The 12,143-nt window shown below is 53.1% G+C and carries 14 protein-coding genes; 12 read left to right on the top strand and 2 right to left on the bottom strand.

Annotated features, from left to right (window positions below):
* Positions 1–27 precede the first annotated feature (27 nt).
* The 12 genes from rpsM to ACTF5M_RS08400 all read left to right on the top strand — a co-directional run bounded on the left by rpsM (position 28) and on the right by ACTF5M_RS08400 (position 10,964).
* Positions 28–396, top strand: coding sequence for a 30S ribosomal protein S13 (gene rpsM / locus ACTF5M_RS08455; RefSeq protein WP_048599028.1), 369 nt, complete (start codon positions 28–30; stop codon positions 394–396).
* A 13-nt stretch (positions 397–409) separates the two neighbouring features.
* Positions 410–799 (top strand): 30S ribosomal protein S11, encoded by a 390-nt coding sequence (gene rpsK / locus ACTF5M_RS08450; RefSeq protein ID WP_048599027.1) that lies wholly within the window; start codon positions 410–412, stop codon positions 797–799.
* 109 nt (positions 800–908) lie between these two features.
* Positions 909–1,925, top strand: a complete 1,017-nt coding sequence (locus ACTF5M_RS08445) for a DNA-directed RNA polymerase subunit alpha (protein ID WP_438960595.1) — start codon at positions 909–911, stop codon at positions 1,923–1,925.
* A gap of 125 nt (positions 1,926–2,050) precedes the next feature.
* Positions 2,051–2,470, top strand: a complete 420-nt coding sequence (rplQ, locus tag ACTF5M_RS08440; RefSeq protein ID WP_438960594.1) for a 50S ribosomal protein L17 — start codon at positions 2,051–2,053, stop codon at positions 2,468–2,470.
* Between the two features lie 139 nt (positions 2,471–2,609).
* Positions 2,610–3,917, top strand: coding sequence for a replication-associated recombination protein A (locus tag ACTF5M_RS08435; RefSeq protein ID WP_438960593.1), 1,308 nt, complete (start codon positions 2,610–2,612; stop codon positions 3,915–3,917).
* Positions 3,918–3,948: 31 nt separating this feature from the next.
* Positions 3,949–4,293, top strand: a complete 345-nt coding sequence (locus tag ACTF5M_RS08430; protein WP_438960592.1) for a fluoride efflux transporter FluC — start codon at positions 3,949–3,951, stop codon at positions 4,291–4,293.
* A complete protein-coding gene (locus tag ACTF5M_RS08425) occupies positions 4,290–5,339 on the top strand; it encodes an RluA family pseudouridine synthase (RefSeq protein ID WP_438960591.1) in 1,050 nt (349 codons plus the stop codon). The genes ACTF5M_RS08430 and ACTF5M_RS08425 overlap by 4 nt, the downstream gene beginning before the upstream one ends.
* Positions 5,336–6,046 carry an ATP12 family chaperone protein gene (locus ACTF5M_RS08420; protein WP_438960590.1) on the top strand — a complete coding sequence of 237 codons (711 nt, stop codon included), beginning with the start codon at positions 5,336–5,338 and terminating at the stop codon, positions 6,044–6,046. The genes ACTF5M_RS08425 and ACTF5M_RS08420 overlap by 4 nt, the downstream gene beginning before the upstream one ends.
* A 216-nt stretch (positions 6,047–6,262) precedes the next feature.
* Positions 6,263–7,282, top strand: coding sequence for an amino acid ABC transporter substrate-binding protein (locus tag ACTF5M_RS08415; RefSeq protein ID WP_438960589.1), 1,020 nt, complete (start codon positions 6,263–6,265; stop codon positions 7,280–7,282).
* A 123-nt stretch (positions 7,283–7,405) separates the two neighbouring features.
* Positions 7,406–8,623 (top strand): amino acid ABC transporter permease, encoded by a 1,218-nt coding sequence (locus ACTF5M_RS08410; protein WP_438960588.1) that lies wholly within the window; start codon positions 7,406–7,408, stop codon positions 8,621–8,623.
* Between the two features lies 1 nt (position 8,624).
* Complete coding sequence (locus ACTF5M_RS08405) at positions 8,625–10,184, top strand: amino acid ABC transporter permease (RefSeq protein ID WP_438960587.1); 1,560 nt, start codon at positions 8,625–8,627, stop codon at positions 10,182–10,184.
* 12 nt (positions 10,185–10,196) lie between these two features.
* The gene (locus ACTF5M_RS08400) at positions 10,197–10,964 is read left to right on the top strand and encodes an amino acid ABC transporter ATP-binding protein (RefSeq protein ID WP_438960586.1); all 768 of its coding nucleotides are present in this window, start codon (positions 10,197–10,199) and stop codon (positions 10,962–10,964) included.
* A 61-nt stretch (positions 10,965–11,025) separates the two neighbouring features.
* Here the strand turns inward: ACTF5M_RS08400 and ACTF5M_RS08395 are convergent, their stop codons facing one another.
* Entirely contained in the window at positions 11,026–11,652 is a 627-nt protein-coding gene (locus tag ACTF5M_RS08395; RefSeq protein ID WP_438960585.1) for a ferredoxin, read from the bottom strand.
* Positions 11,649–12,143 (bottom strand): sterol desaturase family protein (locus ACTF5M_RS08390; protein WP_438960584.1); only part of this gene is annotated, 495 nt, incomplete at its 5' end. The genes ACTF5M_RS08390 and ACTF5M_RS08395, both read right to left, overlap by 4 nt.

Raw genomic sequence — 12,143 nt, 5'->3', positions numbered from 1 at the left:
ATCCGCAACTGAAAAAGGAAGAGAACATTGGCTCGTATTGCCGGCGTTAACGTCCCGACGAATAAGCGCGTCGTGATTGCCCTCACTTATGTTACTGGCATTGGGAACACCTCTGCTTATGCGATTTGCGAAGCTTTGGGGATCGACCTCACTCGCCGCGTGAATGAACTTTCCGATGCGGAAATTTTGTCACTGCGCGAGCACATCGACGAAAACTACACCGTTGAAGGCGACCTGCGTCGTGAAACAACGATGAACATCAAGCGTCTGATGGATCTTGGTTGCTACCGTGGCCTGCGTCACCGTCGTAACTTGCCTGTCCGTGGTCAGCGCACACACACTAACGCTCGTACTCGCAAAGGCCCCGCAAAGGCCATTGCTGGTAAGAAGAAATAAGGGGGACTGATCCATGGCTCGTGATAAGACCCGCACTAAGAAAAAAGAACGCAAGAATATCGCCGCTGGCGTTGCTCACGTGAACTCTTCTTTCAACAACACAAAAATCCTCATCTCCGATGTGCAAGGTAACGCCATTTCTTGGTCGTCTGCTGGTACAATGGGTTTCAAAGGCTCACGTAAATCTACGCCATATGCGGCGCAGATGGCGGCTGAAGATGCTGGCAAAAAAGCGCAAGAGCACGGCGTCAAAACGCTGGAAGTCGAAGTGCAAGGTCCCGGTTCAGGCCGTGAATCTGCACTACGTGCTTTGGCTGCAGTTGGTTTCAACATCACATCTATCCGTGACGTGACACCAATGGCGCACAACGGTTGCCGCCCACCAAAGCGTCGCCGCGTATAATATCTGAATACCCTTGGGGCCGCGTTTCGCACACGGCCCCATTCCGTCATTTTTAACCTCGAGAGCGCTCCTTTTAGGACATGGAAGGAACGCAAGAATGGAGGGACGCATGATCCATAAGAATTGGCAAGAACTGATCAAGCCGCAGCAATTGGCTGTAAAGCCTGGCAACGATCCTGCACGTCAGGCAACTGTTGTAGCTGAACCGCTTGAGCGTGGTTTCGGTTTGACGTTGGGCAACGCCCTGCGCCGTATTTTGATGTCATCACTTCAGGGTGCTGCCATTACTGCGGTTCAAATCGATAATGTTCTGCACGAGTTTTCAAGCGTTGCCGGTGTACGTGAAGACGTAACTGACATCATCTTGAACCTCAAAGGCGTTGCGATCCGCATGGACGTGGAAGGCCCCAAGCGGGTTTCTATCCAAGCTAAGGGTCCAGGCGTTGTCACTGCTGCTGACATTTCTGAGTCTGCTGGTGTTGAAGTTTTGAACAAAGACCACGTGATCTGTCACCTTGACGATGGCGCGGATGTGTTCATGGAACTGACCGTAAACACAGGCAAGGGCTACGTTGCTGCGGACAAGAACAAACCAGAAGATGCGCCTATCGGCATGATGGCAATTGATGCGATCTACTCACCTGTAAAAAAGGTAAGCTATGAAGTTCAGCCAACACGTGAAGGTCAGGTTTTGGATTATGACAAGCTGACACTTAAGCTTGAAACAGATGGCTCAATCACGCCTGACGATGCCGTTGCTTACGCGGCGCGCATTCTGCAGGACCAGTTGTCTATCTTTGTGAACTTTGATGAGCCTGAAAGTGCATCAGCTGCACAAGAAGATGATGGCCTTGAATTCAACCCACTGCTTCTTAAGAAAGTGGACGAGTTGGAATTGTCTGTTCGTTCAGCAAACTGCCTGAAGAACGACAACATTGTCTACATTGGTGATCTTATCCAGAAAACCGAAGCTGAAATGCTCCGTACGCCGAACTTTGGCCGTAAGTCTTTGAATGAAATCAAAGAAGTACTGTCAGGCATGGGCTTGCACCTCGGCATGGACGTTGAGGACTGGCCACCGGACAACATTGAAGATCTTGCTAAGAAGTTCGAAGACAACTTCTAAGTTGATATTACGCGGAGCGGGCCGACATGCGATCCGCTCTGCATACAGACTGGGCAATCCCGCCCCAATTTGAAGGGCTGACACGCATCAGACCCTCGCTACAAAGCATAATTAGGAGATAAGAAATGCGTCACGCAAAAGGTTACCGACGCCTAAACCGCACACACGAGCACCGTAAGGCGCTGTTTGCAAACATGGCTGGCTCGCTCATCGAGCATGAGCAAATCAAAACAACACTGCCAAAGGCGAAAGAACTTCGTCGTGTTATCGAAAAGTTGGTAACATTGGGCAAAAAAGGCGACCTGCACTCACGTCGTCAGGCTGCGAGCCGTTTAAAGCAAGACGCATATGTTGAGAAATTGTTTGAAGTCCTCGGACCGCGCTACAAAGACCGCCAAGGTGGTTACGTGCGCGTTCTGAAAGCTGGCTTCCGTTACGGTGACATGGCGCCAATGGCGATCATCGAGTTTGTTGATCGTGACCGCGATGCAAAAGGTGCCGCAGATCGTGCGCGCACCGAAGCGGCAGAAGCTGCTGCTGAGTAAGGCATCACGCCCTACACTTGAATTCGGGCCCCGTCGCAGAAATGCGACGGGGCTTTTTCTATTTCGGCTAGTTCTGTTGAACTTGCTGATAGATAATCAGTAGCTTTCCCTCGGCTCTGCATGGGCGTAGTTTCGATGTATGACTGATCTCTTCACCACGTCCGAGCCTGAAGCCTCTGCCGGCCCGCGTCCGCTGGCGGACCGGTTGCGTCCACAGTCGCTAGCAGACGTTATTGGTCAGCAGCACGTCCTTGGCCCTGAAGCTCCGCTTGGCGTAATGCTTGCGTCAGCCAGTTTGTCATCTTTGATTTTTTGGGGCCCTCCGGGTGTAGGTAAGACCACAATCGCACGCCTGCTGGCCCATGAGACTGACCTACACTTTGTGCAGATCAGCGCCATTTTCACGGGTGTGCCCGAGCTACGAAAAGTATTTGAAGCAGCCAAAATGCGCCGAGCCAACGGGCAGGGTACGCTTCTGTTTGTGGACGAGATTCACAGGTTTAACAAAGCACAGCAGGACGGGTTCTTACCGCATATGGAAGATGGTACGATCCTGCTGGTGGGGGCAACCACTGAGAACCCCAGCTTTGAATTGAACGCAGCCGTTATGTCGCGGGCGTCAGTGATGGTTCTTGAACGTCTGTCGACCGACGACTTGGAGCTGCTTGCGCAGCGCGCCGAAGCCGAGTTGGAGCGTGACTTGCCGCTTGATTGCGATGCGCGCCGCGCACTTCTTGAAATGGCGGATGGGGATGGTCGTGCCGCCCTTAACTTGATCGAACAAGTAGCACCTTGGAAAGTGACGTCGCCACTTGATGCAGCCCAGCTGAGTACCCGTTTAATGCGGCGTGCAGCGCAGTACGACAAAAGTGGCGACGCCCATTACAATCTCATCAGTGCATTGCATAAATCTGTGCGCGGCTCGGACCCTGATGCGGCGCTTTATTGGTTCGCCCGTATGCTGGACGGCGGGGAAGACCCACGCTTTTTGGCGCGCCGCATAACGCGGATGGCGGTGGAAGATGTTGGCCTTGCAGACCCCCAAGCCCAAGCAGTGTGTTTACAGGCGTGGGAAACGTACGAGCGGCTTGGTAGCCCCGAGGGGGAGTTGGCACTTGCGCAGGCTCTGACCTATATCGCGCTGGCCCCTAAATCGAACGGTGTTTACGTGGCTTACAAAGCTGCGCGTGCCGCCGCCAAGGCAACCGGGTCAGCGCCTCCGCCTAAACATATTCTTAATGGTGCGACCAGTTTCATGAAGGACCAAGGCTACGGTAAGGGTTACGCCTATGACCATGATGCAGAAGATGGGTTTTCTGGGCAAAACTATTTCCCCGATGGCATGGAGCGCCCACAATTTTACCAGCCAGTTGAGCGTGGCTTTGAGCGGGACCTGAACCGCCGACTTGAATATTTCGCTAAGTTGCGAGCAAAGCGCGGCAGTTGACAAAAGCTTCGTTGGCGCGCAAACGCCCCCAATGTTTTCAACACTTATCTCTGTGGCGCTTGGCGGTGCTGTTGGCGCGTATTTGCGCTTTGCGGTGGGGCTTTTGGTTGCGTTCCCAATGGGGACCTTGGCCGTGAACGTTGCGGGATCTTTTGCAATCGGGGTCGTTTGGCTCGCGCTTGATAAAGCGTGGCTTCCGTTTGTGATGACAGGTGTGTTGGGTGGGTTTACCACCTTTAGTGCGTTCTCCCTGGACACGCTAAGATTGATGGAAGAGGGCCGTATATTGTATGCTGGCGCTTACGTGGGAGCTTCGGTGCTTCTGTCCCTTTTGGCCTGTGGGGTTGGCCTTACACTTGCAAGGAGCCTGTCATGAGCGGCGTCCAACTATTGACCATTGAAGCGGATGAAGCGGACCAACGGATTGACCGGTGGCTACGCCGCAGGTATCCGCACTTGGCCCAAGGCCGTATTGAGCGGATGTGCCGCAAAGGTGAGCTACGTCTTGACGGAGGTCGCGTGAAGTCGTCGAGCCGTGTGATCGCTGGTCAGACTGTTCGTGTGCCGCCGATCCCTGATGAGGCTGAGCCGGTCGCCTATGTGCCGAAAGCCAAGATCAGTGCTGATGATGTGAAGATGATCCAGTCCTGTGTGATCTACCGCGATGATCACATTGTGGTTTTGAACAAACCTGCGGGCCTGCCTTCACAGGGTGGCAGCAAGCAGACCCGCCACGTGGATATGCTGTCTGAAGCGTTGAAATTTGGTTTCGAAGAGAAGCCACGTTTGGTGCACCGTTTGGACAAAGACACTTCTGGTGTGCTGTTGTTGGCCCGTACCCGCGCTGCGGCGCAGGCCTTTACCGCCGCATTTCGCCACCGAGAAACCCGCAAGATCTATTGGGCCATTGTCGCTGGTGTTCCGCACCCCGGTATGGCGTCGGTCAAATACGGGCTGAAGAAGGCCACTGGTCACGGAGCCCGCGGCGAAGGTGAGCGGATGGTTTGCGTTCACCCTGATGAAGTGCGCTTTGATGATGATGCAAAACGTGCGCACACTGATTATGCGGTGCTGTCGCGGCTGGCGTCTCGTGCGGCTTGGATGGCCTTGACGCCTGTGACGGGTCGGACCCACCAGTTGCGCGCGCACATGGCCGAGATCGGGCACCCGATCGTTGGTGATGGAAAATACGGTGGCAGTAGTCAGGAAAACTTTGGGGATGGCTGGGGCGCACAGCTTGGTGGTGACATCAGTAAGAAGTTGCACCTTCATGCGCGGTCCTTGAACTTGCTGCATCCGATGACGGGCGCACAGCTGACGCTAACGGCGCCGCTGCCCGATCATATGGAACGTACTTGGCAAACTTTCGGTTGGTCGGCTTCTGATGTGCCAGCCAACCCGTTTGATGGGGATGAATTTTGAGCGAGTGGAAGAACAAACGTTTTTGGACGGACGTCGATGTAGTACCTGTTGATGCGGGGTTTGAGGTTCATCTTGATGGTAAGCAGGTCAAAACACCGCTGAAGAATGTGCTCTGTGTGCCGTCTCGGCCGTTGGCAGATGCCATTGCAGGTGAGTGGCGTGCGCAAAGCGATGAGATTGATCCGCTTTCCATGCCCGCGACCCGCTATGTGAATGCGGCCATTGAGAAGGTTACACCGCAAAAGTCCGATGTTGCGGACATGCTGGCAAGCTATGGTGAGACTGATCTGCTTTGTTACCGCGCGCTACAGCCCGATGAGTTGATTGCCTGTCAAGCAGCTGCGTGGGATCCGATGCTCGATTGGGCGGATCAGACATTTTCGGCGCGGCTTAACACTGGCAATGGCGTCATGTTTGTAGAACAAGATCCGACTTCTTTGGCCAACCTTTCTGCCGCAGTGCACGCATTGAGCGTGTTTGAGGTGGCGGCTTTGCATGATCTTGTGTGTATCAGCGGCTCCTTGGTTTTGGGACTTGCAGCAGCGCGCGGCAGTCACCCGTTGGACGCGCTTTGGGCGTGGTCGAGAATCGATGAGGAGTGGCAGATTGAGCAATGGGGCCGCGATGAAGAGGCGGATGAACTCATGGAATCAAAGCGCCTTGCCTTTGAAAACGCGGCACAATTCTTTGCGTGGGTGAAAAATTAACCTGCACTGCTTGCTTCTTAGGCGTGACGTAGCGGCAACTTGGTTGTTTTTACATGAATAGGGCCAGTTCGGGTATTCTTTCTCTTGACCTTCCCCCCCTATTTTGGCCAAATTTGGACACTTCGGATGGGTGTTGTCCCGTTCTATAGGTAACCAAGCATATATTGACTTGGATAAGCCGTCTCAACAGGGGCGGAAAATCAGGAAGAGGTAATTATGAAAAAAACCGTATTTCTTGGCGCACTGACACTCTCAGGCTTGGCTGCAGTTGCAGCATCTGCCGGTACGTTGGATGACGTCAAAGCACGTGGCATTATGAACTGTGGTGTAACCACGGGCGTTCCAGGCTTTGCGGCTCCAAACGCAAGCGGCGAATGGGAAGGCTTCGACGTTGACGTATGTCGCGCGGTCGCAGCTGGTGTTCTGGGCGACCCGACTGCTGTTGAGTTCGTTCCAACAACAGGCAAAACACGCTTCACAGCGCTTGCTTCTGGCGAAATCGACATGTTGGCACGTAACACAACATGGACATTCAGCCGTGACGTAGACCTGAAGTTCGAATTCATTGGCGTAAACTACTATGACGGCCAAGGCTTCATGGTTCCAAAAGAGCTCGGTGTTTCCTCGGCTCTTGAACTTGATGGTGCGACTGTCTGTATCCAAACTGGTACGACGACAGAGCTGAACCTTGCTGACTACTTCCGCTCAAACAACATCAGCTATGAGCCCGTGCCAATCGAAACAGGCGCAGAAGCTGTACAACAGTACAACGCGGGCGCATGCGACGTGTACACAACTGACGCATCTGCGTTGGCGGCTCAGCGCGCTAACTTCCCAGATCCATCAGCGCACGTTGTTCTTCCTGAAATCGTATCCAAAGAGCCACTTGGCCCATTGGTACGTCACGGCGACAACGAGTGGGGCGATATCGTTCGCTGGACACTCAACGCACTGATTTCAGCTGAAGAACTGGGTGTAACATCTGTAAATGCCGCTAGCCTTGCAGCTGATGGTTCAAACAACCCAGAGATCAACCGTTTGCTCGGCACCGAAAGCAATTTGGGTGAACAACTTGGTTTGGATGCGGATTGGGCGAAGCGCGCAATTGAAGCGGTGGGTAACTACGGCGAATCATTTGCACGTAACATCGGTGAAAGCACACCAATCGGCTTGGCACGTGGTTTGAACGCTTCTTACCTCGACGGTGGTCTGATCTACTCACCACCATTCCGCTAAACACATCTGGAAAAGGGCGTGGCTTTTGCCACGCCCTTTTTCTATACGCCGACCACCTGACGTGCGGCGCTGGTCCTTTTTCAGTGGTAAGTGCGTAATCAGGAAAAGCAGGGAAATTACCTTATGAGCTCGACACCCGATACGCCGCAAGGCGGGTTCCGTTTGTCCATGTTGCTGAACGATACCCGGTATCGCTCGTATACCTTCCAATTTATTGCGCTTGTCGCGATCATTGCCGCAATGGCTTTCATCGGTGGCAACTTGGTGCGCAACCTTGCGGCCGCTGGCCTGAATATCTCCTATGACTTCTTGGGTCAGCAGTCGGGATATGACATCAACCAGCGCCCTATCGAATATACATCTCAGTCCACCCACGGGCGTGCTGCGCTTGTCGGTCTGCTTAACACGCTCATTGTGGCCTTCCTCGCGTGTGTGACCGCAACTATAATCGGGGTTGTGGCGGGTGTGCTGCGGCTATCTCCGAACTGGCTCGTGCGTAAGATCATGAGTTTTTACGTTGAGATTTTTCGCAATGTGCCTGTTTTGATTTGGATCCTGATTATTTTCTCAATCCTTATTAATGCAACGCCTGCGCCTCGCGCGTTTAAGGGCGCTGACCCGCAAGCATCTATGTGGCTGTGGGACAGCGTCGCGGTGACTAACCGTGGTGTTTTCATGCCGAGCCCTGTGTGGAACGACGGTTCCATGATGGTGATCGGCGTATTTCTCGCATCCATAGTGGGCGTCTTATTGTTCCGTCGCTACGCCAAAGCGCAGCTTTTCAACCATGGGCGTTTGATTTCTACTTTCTGGCCATCCGTTGGCCTGTTCTTTGTCCCTGCGATCCTTGCGCAGATTGTTTTGGGCAACCCCATTGGTCTTGAGTACCCAGAGTTGAAGGGCTTCAACTTCAAAGGTGGCTTCACCATCCGCGGCTCTCTTATTGCGTTGTGGCTAGCCCTTGCGGTTTATACTGGCGCGTTTATCGCCGAAAACGTGCGCGCAGGCATTCTTGCAATCTCTAAGGGGCAAACCGAAGCAGCTGCTGCTTTGGGTTTGCGGCCGAAGCGGATCATGAGCCTTGTTGTGCTGCCCCAAGCGCTGCGCGTAATTATTCCGCCGCTTATTTCGCAGTACCTCAACATCACCAAAAACTCGTCATTGGCGATCGCTGTTGGGTATATGGATTTGACCGGTACGCTGGGTGGGATCACCCTTTTGCAAACAGGACGCGCCATTGAGGCCGTGTTGCTGCTAATGCTGTTCTATCTTGTGATCTCGCTGTCGATCTCTTTCCTGATGAATATTTACAACAACTCTACGAAGTTGAAGGAGCGCTAAGATGAGCGACACAAACGCCCAATCTGTTGCCTTCGTTCGCAACTCTGAAATCCCCGCTTCACCGCCGCCTGCGGGCGAAACCGGACCTGTTAAGTGGATACGGGAAAACCTGTTCTCTGGCTGGGTTAACTCAGTCATGACGGTCATCGCATTTCTGCTTATCGCCCGTTTTATTATGGGTGTGTTCCCTTGGTTCTGGAATGGCGTGTGGGACGCCACAAGCATTAAAGATTGCCGTAATATTATGGCCGATGCCGGCACTGCAGGTTCTGCATGCTTTGCTGTGTTGGTTGATCGGTGGGATCACCTACTCTTTGGGTTCAAATACCCTGCCACTGAATATTGGCGCCCGACTTTGGCGTTTGTTCTTTTGGTGGTTTGCGCGATGCCAGCGCTTTTCGCGATGTATTTGCCGCGTAAGCTTTTGATTGCGACGGCGCTTTATCCTTTCGTTGCATATTGGTTGATCTGGGGCGGTTCACTTTGGGTGCCTGTGGTGATCCTTGGTCTATTGGCCGTAACTGCAGTGATTTATTTGTTCATTGAGGGCCTAAGCGTTTCGCTCCGCCAAGCCGTTGCAGGCATTGTTGGGGCCCTGTCAGGCATCGGTCTTGGCTATCTGCTATACCTTGGTGCGCAAGAGCTTTGGTTTATCTCTGGCAACGTAAGTGCAGGGGAAGGCATCGTCTCCACAGTGGCTGGCTTTGTCTTTATGATCGCTGCGATTTTTACCTACGCGTTCTTTGTCCCGATGGGCATCTTTGTGGGCTATGCGATTTACAACAGCTATGAAGATGGTGGCTTGGTCACAATCGTTACCACGTTGTTCAGCCTCTATGCGTTGATGGTTTACGGGCTAGGACCCATTTCAGCCGCGATCAATAGCGTTGTCCCGATAGAGCTTGAAGCAGTCGCGTCCCGCGATATGGGCGGCTATATGCTCTGCATGATCCTGGGCACTGTGTGCGTGTCCTTGTCTATTCCTCTGGGTGTTGTGCTGGCGCTTGGGCGTCAGTCGAACATGCCGCTTATCAAAGGCGTTTGCGTATTATTCATTGAATTCATTCGCGGCGTACCGCTGATCACGTTGCTGTTTGTGGCAAACGTTATGTTGGCGTATTTCTTCCCGCCTGAAAGCTCGATCGACCTGATCCTGCGCGTGATCATCATGATCACAGCCTTCTCTGCTGCGTATATCGCCGAGGTGATCCGTGGCGGCTTGGCGGCGTTGCCCAAAGGCCAATATGAGGCGGCAGATAGTCTTGGTTTGAATTACACCCAAGCGACACGTCTCATCATCTTGCCGCAGGCGTTGAAAATCTCAATCCCGGGCATCGTGAACGTTGCTGTTGGTTTGTTCAAAGACACGACACTTGTGTCGGTCATTTCGATGTTCGATATCGTCGGCATGATCCGGGGTCCAATCCAACAGTCAACAGACTGGATTTCGATCTACTGGGAAGTCTACCTCTTTGCTGCGGCAGTTTTCTTCGTCGTTTGCTACTCAATTTCGCAATACTCACAATGGCTGGAACGTCAGCTTCAAACTGGCCATCGTTAAGGAGCGCCTGATATGTCTCAAATTTCACAAATGAAGGTCTCTGACGAGGTCGCCATCGAAATCAATCAGATGAACAAGTGGTACGGCTCGTTTCACGTGCTGCGCGATATTGATCTGACTGTAAACCGCGGCGAACGTATCGTTATTTGCGGGCCGTCAGGTTCTGGTAAATCGACGTTGATCCGCTGCATCAACGCGCTCGAAGAGCACCAGAAAGGCTCCATCACCGTTGATGGTACGTTGTTGTCTTCTGACTTGAAAAATATCGACACTATTCGTTCGGAAGTGGGCATGTGCTTTCAGCACTTTAACTTGTTCCCACACCTGACAATTCTTGAGAACTGCACGCTGGCACCGATTTGGGTTCGTAAGACCCCAAAGAAAGAAGCCGAAGAGATTGCAATGCACTTCCTTGAAAAAGTGAAGATCCCAGAGCAAGCGGATAAATATCCTGGCCAGCTTTCCGGTGGTCAGCAGCAACGCGTGGCAATCGCACGTTCACTTTGCATGAAGCCCCGCATCATGTTGTTTGATGAGCCGACTTCTGCGCTTGACCCTGAGATGATTGCTGAGGTTCTCGATACCATGATCGAGCTTGCGGAAGAAGGCATGACAATGCTTTGTGTGACCCACGAGATGGGTTTTGCGCGCAAAGTAGCGAACCGTGTGATCTTTATGGATGCGGGCCAGATCGTTGAGCAAAACGAGCCAGAGCAGTTCTTTGAGAACCCACAATCAGATCGTACTAAATTGTTCCTTAGCCAAATCTTGGGCCACTAAGGTATCACCACTATCGCGGTAAACGGATTAGAAAAGGGCGCTTTGAGGCGCCCTTTTTTGCCTAAACGAAGACGCTCATGTGATAGGCGGACTGGGCTGCGGGGCGGTCAAAGCGCTGGCTAACCGGACAAGCCCGTCTCACGGCGCAACCTTGTGTCATACAATCAATGCCGTCAGCGCTGTTCAGATAGGCCTTACATGCGGGCACATCGTAAGCGGTGTCTTGTCCCAACGCACCGACTGGACAGGCAGTCAGACAGGCGTTCTCGACGCAGGTGACGCAAGGAGACGGGGCAGATAGTGTAGGCGCTGCGTAAGGCTGTGTTAACTTAACCGCGCCGCGAATAGAGATCATCAATCCGGCTTTTTGGTGGACCATCATCCCGACAGGGCTCTGGAAGAACTGGTCACTGCCAAGCGCCCACTGGATGAATGGCGCGTAGGGCGGACCATCAGATGGGTAAACCGTTGGCCGCCCATCAGCTAGGCGAGTGATGATGCGCTTGGACCACGTATCGACAGGGTTTGGGACGTTGTTTTGGTATTCTGGCGAGGTGGTAAAAATTCCCCAGAACGTGGCATTCGCGCCAATCAGAACGATGGTGCTATTGCTTTCGGGATCAGGGCATTCTGCCATAACGAACAGGCCATGCGTGGCTGCCTCAGCACTTAGATGAGCAAGGTTCATCGACGGCGAAATGGAAGCGCGAGGCTCCAACCCAGCTGTGATGGCCGGTCGTCCTGCCATTCCAAGCCAATGTTCATATCGCTGTGCCCGTCTTTGGGTTGCGCGATATAGGTCCCGAACAACTGATCCCAGATCGACAGCGAAAACCCGTAATTACTGTCGTGCTCCGCACGCTCGGTCGAGTGATGAACGCGATGCATGTCCGGCGTGACCAAAATTCTGCGTAGTATGCGGTCAACGGGCTGCGGGATGTTGATATTCGCATGGTTGAACATCGCACAGCCGTTCAGAATAATCTCAAAGATCACGATAGCCACGCCAGCAGGCCCCAATGTATAGACCAGCCCAACTTTCAGCAGCATTGAGAGGGCGATCTCAACGGGGTGAAATCTAATGGCTGTTGTTACATCAAGGTCGCGGTCGGCATGATGAACCCGGTGAATACGCCATAAATACGGGACCTTATGTGTGATCAAATGCTGAGCCCAAAT

The organism is Nereida sp. (assembly GCF_965655635.1).
GTDB lineage: Bacteria > Pseudomonadota > Alphaproteobacteria > Rhodobacterales > Rhodobacteraceae > Nereida.
Note: the sequence above shows the minus strand (reverse complement) of the source record. Positions and strands in the feature narration are given on the sequence as shown.